General features: G+C 59.6%; 12 protein-coding genes. 2 read left to right on the top strand and 10 right to left on the bottom strand.

Going from position 1 to position 16,240, the window contains the following annotated elements; translation table 11 throughout:
* Window positions 1–113: 113 nt before the first annotated feature.
* The gene (locus H3U89_RS02130; RefSeq protein ID WP_198178697.1) at window positions 114–566 is read left to right on the top strand and encodes a GNAT family N-acetyltransferase; all 453 of its coding nucleotides are present in this window, start codon (window positions 114–116) and stop codon (window positions 564–566) included.
* The gene (locus H3U89_RS02135) at window positions 563–1,447 is read left to right on the top strand and encodes a mechanosensitive ion channel family protein (protein ID WP_232345438.1); all 885 of its coding nucleotides are present in this window, start codon (window positions 563–565) and stop codon (window positions 1,445–1,447) included. The genes H3U89_RS02130 and H3U89_RS02135 overlap by 4 nt, the downstream gene beginning before the upstream one ends.
* Before the next feature lie 26 nt (window positions 1,448–1,473).
* Here H3U89_RS02135 and H3U89_RS02140 read toward each other — a convergent pair whose 3' ends face one another.
* From H3U89_RS02140 to leuC, 10 genes are all read right to left on the bottom strand, one after another.
* Entirely contained in the window at window positions 1,474–4,002 is a 2,529-nt protein-coding gene (locus H3U89_RS02140) for a DUF4268 domain-containing protein (RefSeq protein WP_198178695.1), read from the bottom strand.
* Window positions 4,003–4,071: 69 nt separating this feature from the next.
* Window positions 4,072–5,220 carry a D-alanine--D-alanine ligase family protein gene (locus H3U89_RS02145; protein ID WP_198178693.1) on the bottom strand — a complete coding sequence of 383 codons (1,149 nt, stop codon included), beginning with the start codon at window positions 5,218–5,220 and terminating at the stop codon, window positions 4,072–4,074.
* A gap of 296 nt (window positions 5,221–5,516) precedes the next feature.
* Window positions 5,517–6,518, bottom strand: coding sequence for an NAD(P)H-dependent glycerol-3-phosphate dehydrogenase (locus H3U89_RS02150; protein WP_198178691.1), 1,002 nt, complete (start codon window positions 6,516–6,518; stop codon window positions 5,517–5,519).
* A 113-nt stretch (window positions 6,519–6,631) separates the two neighbouring features.
* Entirely contained in the window at window positions 6,632–7,525 is an 894-nt protein-coding gene (locus H3U89_RS02155) for a lysophospholipid acyltransferase family protein (protein ID WP_198178689.1), read from the bottom strand.
* A 14-nt stretch (window positions 7,526–7,539) separates the two neighbouring features.
* Entirely contained in the window at window positions 7,540–8,871 is a 1,332-nt protein-coding gene (gene murA / locus H3U89_RS02160; protein ID WP_198178688.1) for a UDP-N-acetylglucosamine 1-carboxyvinyltransferase, read from the bottom strand.
* Between the two features lie 139 nt (window positions 8,872–9,010).
* On the bottom strand, window positions 9,011–10,063 hold the full coding sequence (locus H3U89_RS02165) for a CPBP family intramembrane glutamic endopeptidase (RefSeq protein WP_198178686.1): 1,053 nt from the start codon (window positions 10,061–10,063) through the stop codon (window positions 9,011–9,013).
* A gap of 103 nt (window positions 10,064–10,166) precedes the next feature.
* Complete coding sequence (locus H3U89_RS02170) at window positions 10,167–12,830, bottom strand: CPBP family intramembrane glutamic endopeptidase (protein WP_198178684.1); 2,664 nt, start codon at window positions 12,828–12,830, stop codon at window positions 10,167–10,169.
* 167 nt (window positions 12,831–12,997) lie between these two features.
* Window positions 12,998–13,957, bottom strand: coding sequence for a CPBP family intramembrane glutamic endopeptidase (locus H3U89_RS02175; protein ID WP_198178682.1), 960 nt, complete (start codon window positions 13,955–13,957; stop codon window positions 12,998–13,000).
* 114 nt (window positions 13,958–14,071) lie between these two features.
* Window positions 14,072–14,758: a 3-isopropylmalate dehydratase small subunit gene (gene leuD / locus H3U89_RS02180; RefSeq protein ID WP_198178680.1), complete on the bottom strand. Its 687-nt coding sequence runs from the start codon at window positions 14,756–14,758 to the stop codon at window positions 14,072–14,074.
* Between the two features lie 52 nt (window positions 14,759–14,810).
* On the bottom strand, window positions 14,811–16,214 hold the full coding sequence (leuC, locus tag H3U89_RS02185; RefSeq protein ID WP_198178677.1) for a 3-isopropylmalate dehydratase large subunit: 1,404 nt from the start codon (window positions 16,212–16,214) through the stop codon (window positions 14,811–14,813).
* Between the last annotated feature and the right edge of the window lie 26 nt (window positions 16,215–16,240).

Genomic DNA, 16,240 nt, shown 5'->3' on the forward strand with positions numbered 1-16,240 from the left:
CAGACAGCCGACAGCCGCACGTACCGTTCGCCATCCGATTGCGGACATCCATTCACGCCGAGGGTCAGGCTTGGTAGATTGGAGGCAGCGGAGGACCGTGGCGAGGAGGAAGCATGCGGTATGAGGTGAGTGAAGCCATCCCCGAGGATGCCAAGGCCATCCGTAAGGCCGTATTCGTGGAGGAGCAGGGTTTTCACAACGAGTTTGACCAAACGGATGATGCCAGTCTCCATATCGTGGCCTATGACGGGGATGAACCCGTCGGGGTATGCCGGATCTTTCCCGACCGGGGCAGAGTATGGACCCTTGGCCGGTTGGCTGTTCTAAAGCCCTACCGTGGTCAGCACCTGGGTGCGGATTTGGTAGGCACGGCGGAGGAAACCGCTCGGAACCACGGGGCGGACCGAATCACACTGCACGCGCAGAAACGGGCGGCCGGCTTCTATGAGTCTTTAGGCTATAGGGACATGGGCATTCACGACCAGGATGAGGGATGCCCGCACATGTGGATGGACAAGTCCCTGACAGTCGGCACCCAAAACGAGCCAAAGGACCAGGCCTCATGAATCCGACCGTCAATTTTGCCGGTACAAGCATCGCTACGAACAAGGATCCCATGGGGAGGTCCGAACAGGCCATCTCCAGCTTCAGCGATGCCGTCATCTACTGGTTCCGCCAGAATTTTGGAAAAATCATCCTTCTGATCGTCGTGGCTGTCTGTGCTGCATTGATCTCCAAGATCGTAGCGGCGGCCATGCGACGTGCCCTGGAACGGACCAACCTGCCCAGCGCCTCCATCTTCGTCAACATCGTCCGCGCCCTGATCTGGATCTTCGCCGCTGCCACAGTCCTGCAACCCGTCTTCGGAATCAACCCATCCACCGTGGTCGCCGCCCTAGGCGTCAGCGGCCTAGCCCTCTCCTTCGGATTGAAGGATACAATCGCCAACATCGTCGGCGGCTTCGGACTCATGGTCAGCAAGGTGGTCCAGCCCGGCGACATCATCACCATCCAAGGCACCACCGGAACCGTCCGCGACGTGACCTGGCGCCATACTATCGTCATCGACAGGACCGGCAACCAGCTGCTGATCCCCAACTCCATCCTCAACACCACGGCGCTTGAGAAGATCACCGAGGCCGGCGAGGCCGCCACCACAGTTCCCTTCACCCTGCGAGGAGATGCCGAAATAGCCAAGTCCTCCCATTCCATTGCACAGGTGGTGGCCCAGGCGACCAGGAATATGGCCATGCCATCCAACCCGCCCATTGTCCAGTTCCAGGGCTTCACCCCTTACGGCATCAAGGGCCAGGTGGTCATGTTCGCCAAGCAGGGCGTCATCGCCGCCGACATGCAGGATGCCGCCACCCGCGCACTGGCCGGCCAGGACTACCTGGTTCAGGAGGCGGAGCTCCCATCGGGGAAAGGCGTAGACCAAGCCAACTGATTGCTGTAGGTTTTCGTCTTGAATGACTAGCGGACGTACTGGCTGACGCTTTTCATCTTGAGCAAAGCGTCAGCCAGCCAACGATAGATATCATCCCATTGGTCTTGTTTGTAATCAGTATGCCTCGTCAGAGTCAGGTGGCGTGACTTCTTGTCTGCATCCTTATCATCCCATTCCAAATCACCCTCCTGGCCCGACAGGTCGCTCTCGACCTGAGACTTTTGCTCAAGGAAGTCCGCATATTGCGCAGGATCATGAAAGAGGAATTCAACGGTGGCGTACCCGTCCCTGATGCCGATGAGGCCTGCCAGATTGCATCCGGACACGGGCGAGCCAAAACTCAGCAGGTACCTCGTATGGTCCGCTCTGGTAAAGGCCGAGCCGAAAGCGGCCATGAAGTCATTCCTGGCCTTACAGAAGTCAACGAACCCTTCCCAGAACATGGCCCTCACCTTCGAGCGGTCCAAAGACTCCATATCACCTTGCGAAACCTGGTAACGAGAACGAAAATCGTCAAGGCTGATGCCCCCATGTCCCCAAAACGTCCAGCCATTGATTGAGCTGCTGCTCGCCCCAGCCAATTTGAGAACATGTGAAGCCGCTGACGAGGGACTCTCAAATTCACGTCCATCCGAGACCCTAATCATCATCTCTCCAGTAATGAGGGCACTGGCCTCATACTTGCGGGAAAGACTCTCCAGTCGATCGCCAGGCTTCAGCAGGCCACTGGCACCCAACATGTGCAAAGAAACCGTCTTTGTCGGAATCTTCGACTGCTTATCAGCTTTGTACTTGTCAATAGTCGCACGATCGATCTTCGGCATAGACCAGACTTCCAAAGCCTTGTCAGCCAGTCGACACGTCCTGGCCTCGATGGACTCAGCGTTCCATGTCTCCGCACCACGCAACTCACGTGAAATAGACAGGTATTCATCCTGATACCCACCGACAATTCGATCCCTCTTCTGCTTAAACAGCCCATCCGAGAGTTCCGAGTTATAAGCGGTCAGAGTTAAATTACCCAGCTTGTTGACATGCTCCGCAAAAACCCGTTCGCAATCAGCACCCAACATTTGCCGCCACTGCTCATGAGCGAGCGCATTCTGGGGCAGAATATGCTCAATGGTGTAATTCCTGGAGGAGAAGTCAATCGGGTTCTTAGGATGGTACGCATTCTCCAGTGTCGTCAACATGTAATTACAACGCGAAAAGGGATAGAAGTCGCGCGAAAGAAGGGTCTGACGAAATTCATTGTCATCAGGCATCCGATGGCTTGTTCCAGCCCCGCCCAGCAAGGCTGCCTCAAAAGCCTGCCGATAGCCGGGTGACCCATCTTCCTTTACCTGTCTGAGACGTGCTATGACCGAAAGCGAGAACCGGTTCAGCCCGTTGTTGGACATCTGGCAGGCAATGCGGCGGAAGAGATAACTCTCCAACAGCTTCAACATGGATACAAAATCACTCCGACTGAAGAGGTCGTCCCCCTCCTGGTAATCATCCAAAAGGGTCATGAGCAAGGGGTTGATGACAGACATATTCAGAGCACGAATGCGATCAAACAATCGATCTATTTCAGGATCATCCCCCGAGCTCGAAGTAATGCGCGAATAATACCCGGCAAACTTGCTCATCTGATCAAGAAGCCCGACTATTTGACCATGGTTATCGTAGCCATTGTTGGTCACGTAGTCTTTAAAGAACCGGTATACGTCTCGTGTAGGCACTGGTCTGGGGGCGTTGATGATAGCAAGCCAATCATAAAGAAAATCATCAAAAACGTCATTATAGATATCCACGCCAAGCTTTATTTCAATTATTCTCCAATGATCTTCATACAACTGTCCCTGCATCTCCAGCGGCTGCCGCATAAGCACATAATTACGAACCAGATCTGCAGTCGAAAGGTCCTTACCGGTTGAGTTCATGGACTCAAAGATGGCCTGTGGATCATCCTGACCCTGCGTCAAGGAGATCGACACTACCTCCAAGCGCCTGAGCCCAGCCCACACGCTGTTCGGATCCCTCATCTCCTTCAATTGACCACTGAACCATTGGAAGTTATCGATGATTCTATGGGACTCACTTGTAATCGGGGCCCTAGGATCCTCCAAATGGTGAATGACAGACTCGTATTGGTCATGATCACCCTGCGAGAGGCATAAACGATAATGCCCTTCGCCTTCTCGACAGGAATCAATCAGATATTCATCTATGATTTCATTGCGTGAAAACTGCAATTCATCGGCCTGGTTTGGGTGGCTATCTGCATAGGCAGCAAGTGCTGCTAAGAGAAGATTTACGGTCGTGATTCTCTGCTGACCGTCGATAATGAGAGCCGGTGTTACCCCATCGGCGCCCATGGTGCCCTCTTGAACCCATACCACTGAACCCATGAAATGGGCGCTTTCGTGTAAATGCCCGATGTGAAGCACATCGTCCCAAAGCTGCTCGCATTGTTCCTCATCCCAAGAATAAGGGCGCTGATACACAGGAACGATAAAACGCTTGCCCTTATCGGCAATCAGACTCAGCAGCTTAACGGGACCAGCATCCATAGGGAACCTTGCCTTACCAGCGAGTACAAGAGCGGACGCTTCTATTATAGGAAGCACTCGCTGCCGCAGTCAGGCCGATACACCCTCAATCAGATCGGTGATCAGATCGGTGTAGGTGATCCCTGTGGCTTCCCAGGCCTTGGCATACATGGAGATAGGCGTAAAGCCAGGCATGGTGTTGATCTCGTTGACGATGACCCTGCCCTCGGGCGTCACAAAGCAGTCGACACGGCTCAGACCGGCACCGTCCACGGTTCTGAAGGCCTTGGCAGCCAGGTCGCGAACCTTCTGAAGAGTCTCCTCCGGCAGGTTCGCGGGGACCTCCACGTGGGAGGCGGAGGAGTCCACGTATTTGCTGTCGAAATCGTAGAAGGCCTCGTCCTGATCATCCTTGTCCAGCACCACCTCGCCAGGCCAGGCAGTACGGGGCTTTCTGTCCTTGCTTGAGGCGAGCACGGCGCACTCAATCTCCCGCCCTTCAATGCCCTCCTCTATCAGGACCCGCCAGTCGTGCCTTGCAGCCTCGGCGACCGCAGCAGCCAGGGCTTCGCCTTCGGGCTCTTCCACTTTGACCACGCCAAAGCTGGATCCCGCACGGGAGGGCTTGACGAAGAGCGGGTAATGCAACTCCGCCTTCTGCACAGCGGCCAACAGGTCTGCTCCGGATCGCTGTTCACGGGAGTCAATGGTGATGCCCGGAGCCACAGGTATGCCGACTTGGCTCAATAGGATCTTCGTGTAGTGCTTGTCCATGCATGCGGCAGAGGCGAAGACCCCACATCCGACGTAGGGCAGGCCCATCATTTCAAGCAGGCCCTGCAGGGTGCCGTCCTCACCGTAAGGGCCATGGAGCACCGGGAAAACCGCATCCACATGTCCCAAGGGCTCCAGGGAATCGAAGGCCTTGGAAGGCTTGGCTTCAGAGACCAGGTCGGCATGGTCGCCGATCAGAAACCCATCCCTGCCACGGGCCATGTCGAGAATGATCGGACGGCTGCCTTCGGTTATCTGCACGGTTGGCAGACTGGCATCGTCCAGACCCCACTGCCTGGGATCCTGGCCGCCAATGGTCCATCGGCCGTCCTTGGTGATGCCAATGGGGATGGGCTCGTATCGGTCAGTATCAATGGCATTGAGCACGCCGGCCGCCGACACGCAGGATATGGAATGTTCGTCGGCACGACCGCCATAGAGCACCACAACACGTTTCCTGACCATCATTCCTCGGCTTTCCTCATCCTGGACATGAATTCCAACCTCAGCTCAGGCACCTGCCCGGGCAGATACATCATTCAAGACAGCAGAATATCCCCTTGGCAGGCAGCAGGACCTGGTCGGGGTCGCTCATCCACAAGCTTGGCACGAACAGGCATGATGGTGCTGAGGTAGGAACCAGATGAGTCAGACGCGCGATTGATTCGAAAAATATCTATCGCCGATCAAAGGATCATTAGCACCGACTTCACAGCTCTCACACCCCTATAGCCTTCGGAAGTTTCTGATGGCCGCCAGACTCACTCTGCGGTGATCTGCCCGCCGAACAGCTCGTCGATCATGCCCCGGCAGCTCAGGCCCTGATCCAGCACATGGCTCATGGCTGTAGCCAGCGGGGTCGCCACCTGGTAGCGCTTGCCCAGGGCGACGACAGCATCGGTGGTGGGTACACCCTCGGCGACACCCTTGCTGACGCGAGTGGCTTCCTCGATGCTTTTGCCCTGACCCAGATTAAAGCCAAAAGTGTAGTTCCTGCTTAGGGACGACCCACAGGTGGCCACCAGGTCGCCTACCCCGGCAAGACCGGCGAAGGTCTTGGACTTGGCACCGCAAGCCTCCCCCAGGGCGGTGAGTTCAGCCAGCCCCCTGGCCTGGATCATGGCGGCCGTATTCTCCCCGAACCCAGCCCCCCGTGACATCCCCACGGCCAGTGCAGTGACGTTCTTCAGCGACCCGCACATTTCCAGGCCGATCACATCGTCCGAGACGAAAGCCTTGAAATAGTCGGTCGTGCAGGCACGGGCCACTCTCATGGCGGTATCGGCATCCGCGCTGGCCACCACAGTGGCGCTAGGCTCGCGGGCGGCCACCTCCTTGCTCAGATTGGGGCCGGAGACGGCTGCAAACCTGGCCCGATCCAAATCCAGCGTCTGGCAGACCACCTGGTCCATCCGCCTGTCGGTACCCCGTTCAATCCCCTTCATCAGAGAAACTGCAATGGCGTCATGACCCAGCAGACCCTTGAATTCCTTCAAGGCCTCACAGGCGTGCTGAGCGGCTATGGCCACGACTACGATTTCTGCCCCCGAGACGGCCTCGCCCCGGTCACCCTCGGCGATGATAGCGTCGGGCAGCCTCTTCACGGTCGGCAGGCGGCGAGCATTCGAATGCTTACCGTTGATTTCATCCACGACATTCGGGTCGATGTCCCACATGACCACCTGGTTGCCTGCGTCAGCCAGTACCTGGGCAAAAGCGGTTCCCCATGCGCCTGCTCCCAATACCGCGATCTTCGTCATCATTCTCCTTTGCATAATGCCGTGCGCACGGGAACGCCGACCAGCAGCCTCATTCTTGTCCCCACCATCCTATGACACCACCGCCAGGCATAGGGAATTAGGGGCGGGTTCCAGCCCTATTGCTCGCTTCTGGGTTTACGAGTCATGGTCACATAATCGAAATAACCGGCCGCCGGAGGCTCCTCGCCACGAATCTCAGCCATGACCTCTTCCATCCGGTTGCGCAGGCGGACACAGAGGGCGTGCACGGACTGCTTGGGAGGTTCCGCACCCCACTGATCCATGTCTTCCAGAAGGTCGGAATAGTCAAGGAACCGGTCATAGCACATGACCACGTTCTTGCGAGGCCAGGGCCACTTGTGATTGATCGAAGCCGCCCCCCAGGTGATGCTGGGATACAGAGGAACCATGTGACCCAGCTGCCGCGAGGCTTCCAAAGCGATGAATCCCACCCCGGGCTTGAGCGACATGGGCCACTTCAGAGGGTCACGGGTCACGGTCCCCTCGGGCCAGATGGTCAGCGGCCTGCCTGAGGTGATGATACTGATCGACTCTTCCTCAATCGACCTGGCCTTACCGGACTTGCGCTCGACCGGCTGCATGCCCACCATGCGGAACCAGTTGCCGATAAGGGGCCAATGGGCCATCTCGGCCTTGGCCATATAGCGGGGGCGACGACCCAGGTGGAAGAGGGCCATCATAGGAATGAAAACGTCAAACTGGGTCACATGGGTGGCTGCGGTAATAAAGGGCCCGGCCTGCGGCACTCGTTCCAGCCCCCAGGCATAGACCCGGCATGAATCGCGCACCACCTGGGAGACCCCGCGCAATAGACGGGTGGTCCCCACAGGGTGCTGACCATCTATCTCGTCCAGGGCCGGCGTGCGGTGTCCAGTAGGATAGTAGCGAGTCGGATCCACCAGCTTGTGCCGTTGGGCCAGCAGGGCCACCTGCCGGTCGGACAGGGCGGACACCGCAGACCGGGGGGAGGGTTTGCCTTTGGAAGCCATCTATGTCTGCCGGATCAGTCGATTTGCGCGTCCAGGGCCAGCAGCTTGTCGCGGAAGTCCTCGTAGCCGCGGTCAATCAGGGAGATGCCGTGGACGGTGGAGGGGCCGGAGGCTGTCAGTGCAGCGATCAGGTGGCTGAAGCCGCCACGCAGGTCGGGCACATCGATGTCTTGGCCGGTCAGCGGGGTGGGCCCGAAGATGACGGCCGAGTGGTTGAAGTTGCGCTGTTGGAAGCGGCAAGGCAGGGACCCCAGGCACTCCTTGTAGAGCTGGATGGTGGCACCCATCTGAATCAGCGGCTCGGTGAAGCCGAAGCGATTCTCGTAGACGGTCTCGTGAACGATGGAAAGACCCTTGGCCTGGGTCAGAGCGACCACCAGGGGCTGCTGCCAGTCGGTCATGAACCCGGGGTGCACGTCGGTCTCGATGGCCACGGGGCGCAAGTCACCGCCCGGATGCCAGAAGCGGATACCGTCGTCGCGCACATCGAACTGGCCGCCGATCTTGCGGAAGACGTTCAGGTAGGTCATCATGTCGGGCTGGTGGGCGCCCTTGACCATGATGTCGCCATGGGTGGCCAGGGCGGCGGAAGCCCAGGAGGCGGCCTCGATCCGGTCGGGCAGGGAGGTGTGGGTGAAGCCCTTCAGGGAGGGCACCCCCTCGATGCGGATTGTCCGGTCCACGTCCACGGAAATCTGCGCGCCCATCTTCTGCAGAACCGCCACCAAGTCCATGATCTCGGGTTCGGTAGCCGCCCCTGACAGCTCGGTACGCCCCTCGGCCAGGACTGCCGCCAACAGGGTCTGTTCCGTCGCGCCCACCGAGGGGTAGGGCAGGTGAATCTTAGCCCCATGCAGGCCGTCCGGCGCTGTGATATGGATGCCGGCCTCATGCTCCTTGTCGACATTGGCCCCCAGCTTGCGCAGGGTCTCCAGATGGAAGTCAATGGGCCTGCTGCCGATGCGGCAGCCGCCCAGAACGGGGATGAACGCCTCTCCCATCCTGTGCAGGAGCGGTCCGGAGAAGAGGATGGGTATGCGGGAAGAGCCCGACAGGGTGTCCACATCGGCCACATCGGCCAGCTCCACATGGCTGGCGTCGATGGTGACCACGCCCTCCTGGGGACGGACGTCCACCTTGACACCGTGAAGCCTCAGCAGGTCCGAGACCACCTGGACATCGCGGATTACGGGCACATTCTTGAGTACTGAGACGCCCGGAGCCAAAAGGGCGGCGACCATGGCCTTGCTGACGAAGTTCTTGGCCCCGCGGACCTGTATGGTGCCATGCAGGGGCCTGCCGCCCACCACATGCAGCACATCATCCTGTGTATTCACCTTGGGCATTTATCGGCTTCTTTCTCGTATCCGCTCAGAGCCGGGCTTTGGCACATCGTCGGCCCTTATTGCAAGTCTGCCACAGGGGGTGTGGGGACACCGTGAATTGTCGCCTCAGGCATAGCGCGTCCACCCCGTCAGATACTGGTCAGGCGCCGGTTGAAACGAAGGGGGTCAGCATGGTGAAGCCCATGATCAGCAGCAGCATGATGAAGAATGGGCAGGCCCAGGCGCCATAGACGTTCGTGTAGGTGCGGTTTTCATGCAGAAAAGCGGCAATCCGATGACGGCCCAGGTAAAGCACCAGAACGGCCGCCATCATGCCTGCCAGCATCATGAGCACGTTTATGTAGGAGGACATGTTGTCGCTCATGAACCCGAGAAGGACTTCCAACCCGTCGCTGACGACCAGGTTGTTGAACACGTGCAGGGCCATGGACCAGAAGATGGAGTATTCGCAGGCCAGATAGCCCAGGAGCAGACCCATGATGAAAGCAAAGAACCCCTGGCCAAGGTCGCCATGGAAGAAGCCGAACATAACGGCGGAGGTGACGATGGCGAAGACGTGCCCATAGGGTTTCAACGCGTTCAGGATGGCCCCTCTGAAGACCAGCTCCTCGATGACGGGGGCCAGCAGGCTGACGTATATAAACATGGGAATGGTACCCGAGGCCTGCTGGATCTGCTGGGTCGTAGTCCAGGACTGCTGCACTCCCAACCGCGCCGCAGTCCAGTCCATGCCCGACTGATACCAGTCAGCCAGGGTCTGCCCGGTCAGCGTCAGCGCAAAGCATCCCAGCAGAACCTGCCAGGTCATGGGGTGCAGATCAGTGTGGAAAATGCCCGAGGGACCGGAGTCGCAGATCTGCCGGCGTCGTGTGAAAACCAGGAAGCAGAGGCCTGTGCAGGCGGCGATCAGATTGATGATGCCCCCATACTCCTTGTCGGCATGGCTCATCACATATATAAATCCCGAGTGAGCAGGCACCGGATCGAACACGGCATTCCACTCCATCTGAGCCAGAACACCGAACAGAAGGCCGACGCTGTTGATGATAAGCAGGTAGACCAGCAACAGGGCGGCCTGGCGGTTGAGCATGCCCCTGGCCGCACTCATCCATGCGCGATCCGCCGTGCCTCGTCTGGGCTTCTGAGTCTGCCCAGTCCTTGACGCATCGGCTTCCGTCGCTGTCTGCCCCATGTCACCATGCCCTTTCATGATCCTCTGCAGGTTTGGCCGTTCAGCACCGACCTCCAGCTGGTCCAAGTCTACGCCAACACCGGCGGCACCCATACGTCATGCTCTAGAGCAGGCCGGGCACGAACTTGAAGATTGCCAGCAGCAGGCAGAGCAGCAAATAGAGCAGAAACCAGGGCTGCCTCCAGGACACATAGGTTCCCTTAGGCGCTCGATAGCGCCGCCGGTAATCCAAGAGGCTGGCGCGGTGCAGGAAGAACATGAGCAACCCAGCCAGAACCAAGACCAGAGCCACTGCCAAAACCGACAGACGGGCGGTTCGCGGAGCGTTCATCAGATAGCGGTTGGGCAGGCCGGAGAAGAGCAGATCGCCGACCACACGGGCTCCGATGGCCCAGATCAGACCATACTCCAGGGAGCAGTATCCCAATGCCAGCCCCAGCAGGAAAATCCAAAGCCCAGAGACCGGATCACACTGGAGCAGGGCGCAGAGCAGGGATGCGGTCAGGATGGCAAAAACTCGGCCAAACCGACGCAGTCCGTTGAGGATGATGCCACGGAACACCAGCTCCTCAGCCAGGGGAACCGCCAGGAGGGCGTACAGGGCCATCATCGGCGAGGAAGCGCCTGTGACCAGCAGGCTGCGCGAGGCCAGGGAGGGGATGTGCAGAAGCAGGCAGAAGTGGTTGAGGAATTTGTTCAGTTCATGGACCATCCCCTGGCCGAGCAGGAGCACCGCTACAAGGGCCATCAGAGCCGCCAGCGTCATTCTTCTGTCTGTGCGCCAATGAACGGCGTCCTGTCCTCGCTGATCCTCACCTCGAATAACGCTCCACTCTGAAATGCAGGCATAAGTCAGCGCCAGCAGGACCGAAAGGAGGGTAATCCCATCGGATAGGAAGGCGATGGATCTGGGGTCCTTGACCTGCTCCATGATGACAGGCAGGATCATCCCCGAACCGACCATGAGCACCAGAACGGATATGGCCAGGTAGACGAAAGCGAAGGCAGCCTGGCCGTTGACGGCGTGGAGAACCCCCGAACTGGCCGTGTAGGCGATGGACTTTTTGACAACGGGCTTGGCCGTCTGCGGTTCCGCCTGAGCCTGCGGCTGGGCCGCAACTGCAGCGGCTGGCGTGGCAGTATCAAGTTCACTTGGAACGACAATCGGCTGCGAACTGACGGGTGCCGGTCGGCTTGCTCCCGGGACGGATTCTGCCGAAACATTGGAAACGACCCTGGGGGCTGCCGACTCGACTGAAGGACGGGTGCGGTTACGAGCAGATCGCCGCTTGGACGACCGACGTGCTCCCCCACTCCTTTTACGACCTCTGGTGGAAAGGCCCAGATGAGGACCATGCGAAGAGCCAGACGGCTTGGTTGCATCCGTCGCGGTATCCTCGGTTCCGGCGGACTCGGCCTTGGCAGCCACAGCAGCTGCAGCAGCCTCGGCAGCCTTGGCGGCGAGAGCCACCGAAGCACCTGGAGAGGATACGGATGTCGGCGAAGACGCAAACTGAACGACCGACTGCATCCCTGGAGCTGCATTCCCAGACACGGAAGATTCAGAGGGGGCAGGCTGAACGGCAATGCCTCCTTGGCCGATCTGCGCGGGCTGACCGACATAATCCCTTTGCGCGCGCGCCGCCCCCTGTCCGTCGACAGCCTTTGACGAAACGACCCGACCACCGGTGCCGTCACCGGCGACTGCGGCAGGCTGAGCGACTACCCGTGGAGTCGAACAGACCCGACGCCCCTGATGATCGGCTCCGCTGGCCACGGATCGTGCAGCAGCACCGTTCTCCGCTGGAGCCGGGGAACCAGTGACCAGGGAATCCCAGTCCGCAACCGAACGACGGACAACGACCGGTCGGTCGGCGAATACCACGGGTGTCGCAGGCGCACCAGCAGAAGCTGCGGGCGCAGAGACCTCCGGATTCGTTTTCGCGGACATCGGATCCCCAGATCCGGAAGCCGAGGGCGCCCCGGCCGTAGTCATCGACTTGGGTTCGGCTGTTTCGACTGCGGAAGGAACGGGAGCGGAAGCTTTTGATGACTCCTGCTCGACCTTGGAAGGTATCGGGACAGCGGAGTCGACAGCATTGGCAGACGGTGCGGAAGCTGCAGGTTTGCCTGCACGGGTGCTTGTGGACAGCTTACGACGCTTGGGCATATTCCAGGAGAAGACCGGGCCTTTGTTCGTCTCGGGCTTGGTCCAGGACCAGACGACCTTGACTGCAGGCTTCTCAGGCTGTGCCGAAATCTCTGTGGCCATCCCGGTGGCCTTGGAAGCCTCCGGCTCTCGGCGTACCACCACACGCCGCGGGGATGGCTCTTGCCCGGAATCCTTTCCGCTCTGCCCGTCAACTGGCAGGTCTTCCGGGGGAAATGTGGGAACCTCCGGTTGACTGGCCATGGTGACCGAGTTCAAAAAATCATAGGACCCGGGAAGCACCGAGGGTCGTTCACCGACTGGCATGGCACCCTTGTGCCCTTTGCCACCAGCTCCGTCATCACCCAGAAGAGCAGTCTTCCTATGGGCTATCCGCCCCGGGTAGGCCAAGCCATCATCCACGGCCTCCCCCGGCAGGCTCAAGGGTGGCAGGCTGATGGACCCTTCCTCATAGTCCCAGTGGCGTGCGTAGTCCTTGCTGGCACTGTGGCTTGCAGTCATGAGGGCAATAGAGGAGCGAGACACCTTCAAGCGCCCCTGATCGCTTTGGGCATCGGCAGACTCACTGCCGCTGTCGCGATCCTCATCATCCCTCATCCGTCGATGATCCTTCCCCTTCATGCACTACCGTACGACCGTCAAGGGCGTCCAGCGACACGAACCTTTCCCCATGTTCATATCAACACTACATACCCGAGTCTAGCCCGACCCCGCCCTTCCCTCGACGGAATCCCGACAATGGGCCAGCGCCATCGACCGTCTGCTCAGGCCAGCCCCGGCACGAATTCGCTCAGGGCCATCAGCAGGCATGCCAGGCAGAAGAGCAGGAACCAAGGCGCCCTCCAGGAAGCGTATATCCCCTTGGGAGCGCGATTGCTCCGGCAGTAATCACGGAGAGTCCTTAGTTTGAACAGCAGTCCGACGACTCCGGTCAGCAGCACCAGGATCATCAGCAGACCCAGGCCGATGCGAACCACCTCGGGTGCCAGGGGCATGTACTTGGCCAGCAGACCCGAAGAGAAGGCATTGTTGAGCATGTGCACCAACAGGGACCAGACCAACCCGTACTCCATGGCCAGATAGCCCAGAACCAGGCCGGAAATGAAACCGAACAGACCCTGGACCAAGGAACCATGCATGAAGCCGAAAAGCAGAGAAGAGGTAATGATGGCGAACACTCGGCCAAAGCGGCGCAAGCCATTCATGATGACCCCTCGGAAGACCAGCTCCTCGGCAAAGGGCCCCAGAAGAATGCCATAGAAGAGCATGATCGGCGTTTCCATGCCGCCGTCGTCGGATGCGGTCGGCGGATGCAGACCAGTACCGGACAGAATGGCGCTCAGTCCAGAGTTGGCCGCACCGGCCACCAGCTGACTGAGGAAGAAGCAGGCCAGGGCGATGATCAACGCCAGCAGGCTGAATCGGCGCGCAGTGACCCAACGCACCTGGTCCTGGCCATGCCGTTCATGGCCTACGATGACCGGCCATTGACTGATCAAGGCAAACAGCAGGGCCAGCACCACGGAGATAACCACTGTCCAGTCACCTAAAGGACCGTTGTATTGCTCCTTGGAAGCATGCGGGAAAAGAGCAGGCAGCACCACCTTGCCTCCCAAAAGACCTGCCAATGTCTCAATGGCCACATAGATGAAAGCAAAAGCACTTAGGGCATTCACTGCCTGTCGAACGCCCCAGTTGTGCACATCGCCGCTGCTGTGCCTCATGATAATCGCCCCTCTTTGCTTGCCAACCGGTCACAGTCGACCAATGACTGTCACATTCCATGGTAGGCGAAGAAGGGGCGAATGACTTTCATATAAGGGCACACGGCCCGTCGGTCAGATGATGCCGCGGTCAGCCAGGGGCCCAGGCCAGTCGATTTGACCCTCCCTGGCTGAAGTGACCGGCTCTTCCGGCATGTGCCGGGCCGGCAGGGTGCGAGGCTTGAAGGGGAAACGCTCGGCCCGAATGCGCTCATAGGCACGAATGTCATCCTCATGCTGCAAGGTCAGATCAATATCGTCGTAGCCGTTCATGAGCCGCCATCGCACGTAATCGTCCACTTGGAAGGGCAGGGTCACATCCGCGCAGGTGACCGTGCGAGCGCCCAGGTCCACGGTCATCTCGGTGCCGGGGTCCTCCTCCAGGATCTTCCAGAGCAACTCCACTGATTCCTGGGGCATGATGGCGGCCAGGACCCCATTCTTGGCGGTATTCCCATAGAAGATGTCGGCGAAGCGGGGGGCGATGACCACGCGGAAGCCATAGTCCCGCAGAGCCCAGACCGCATGCTCGCGCGAGGAGCCGATGCCGAAGTCCGGTCCGGCCACCAGGATGCGGGCACCCGAATATTCGGGCCGGTTGAGTACGAAATTCGGATCCCTTCGCCAGGCGTAGAAGAGCGCATCCTCGAAGCCTGTCTTCTTCACCCGCTTCAGGAATACGGCGGGGATGATTTGGTCAGTGTCTACGTTGGAGCGGTGCAAGGGTACCCCGACCCCGGTTACAACGGAAAGTGGCTCCATGATGACCTCCTGCCTGCTGGATGGCGATGATGATGACGAATGATTGATGGGCTTACAGATCGGCAGGGGAGCAGATGGTTCCCTTGATGGCCGTCGCAGCAGCCACCTCTGGCGAGGCCAGATGCGTCCTGCCGCCCTTGCCCTGACGACCCTGGAAGTTGCGGTTGGATGTGGAGATGGAACGCTCTCCCGGCACCAGCTGGTCGGGGTTCATTCCCAGGCACATGGAGCAGCCGGCGTTGCGCCATTCGGCTCCGAAGTCCTCGAAGATGCGGTCCAGCCCCTCCTTTTCGGCCTGAATGCGAACGCGCGAAGAAGCCGGAACCACCAGGACGCGATGCAGGTTCTTGGCCTTGTGATGCCCCTTCATGATGGCCGCTGCCGCGCGCAGATCCTCGATGCGCCCATTGGTGCAGGAGCCGATGAACACAGTGTCCACGGCGATGTCGCGGATGGGCATCCCCGGCTTCAGACCCATATAGTCGATGGCCTCCTGGGCTGCCTGGCGCTTGGCCGGATCGGCGATCTTTTCGGGCACAGGCACATCAGCAGCTATGGGCAGGCCCTGTCCGGGATTGGTGCCCCAGGTCACGTAGGGGGTCAGCTGGTCGGCATCCAGGATGACCTCCTTGTCGAAGACTGCATCCGGATCGGTGGGGAGGGTCCGCCAGTAGTCCAGGGCCTGATCCCACATGGCCCCCTTGGGGGCATGCGGCCGGCCCTCCAGGTAGGCGAAGGTGGTCTCGTCCGGCGCAATCATCCCGGCCCTGGCCCCTGCCTCGATGGACATGTTGCAGATGGTCATGCGTGCGTCCATGGACATCCGCCGAATGGCCTCGCCCCGGTACTCCAGAACGTGCCCTTGGCCGCCGCCCGTGCCGATTTTGGCGATGACAGCCAGGATGACGTCCTTGGCGCCTACGCCCGGCTTGAGCTGCCCGCGGATGGTGATGGCCATGGTCTTGAAAGGCTTCAGGCTCAGAGTCTGGGTGGCCAGGACATGCTCCACCTCGGAGGTGCCGATGCCGAAAGCCAGGGCCCCGAAGGCCCCGTGGGTCGAGGTATGCGAATCGCCGCAGACGATGGTCATGCCGGGCTGGGTCAGCCCCAAGACGGGTGCAAAAGCATGCACGATGCCCTGGTCGGCATTCCCCAATGGAAGCAGACGGACGCCGAACTCACGGCAGTTGCGCTCCAGGGTGGAGATCTGCAGGGCCGAAACCTTGTCGGCGATGGGCCGATCGATGTCGATGGTGGGGGTGTTGTGATCCTCGGTGGCGATGACCTGGTCCACGTGACGAATCTTCCGGCCTGCCAGGCGCAGACCCTCGAAAGCCTGTGGACTGGTCACCTCGTGCATGAGCTGCAGATCGATGTAGATCAGATCGGGCTCGCCGCCTTGGCCCTTTCTGACCAAATGATCGGTCCAGACCTTTTCCGCCATTGTGCGTCCCATATCGCCTCCTGAAAGCCTACGACCGG

Origin of the sequence: Bifidobacterium sp. W8104 (assembly GCF_016100735.1) — a bacterium.
GTDB classification, from domain to species: Bacteria; Actinomycetota; Actinomycetes; order Actinomycetales; family Bifidobacteriaceae; genus Bombiscardovia; species Bombiscardovia choladohabitans.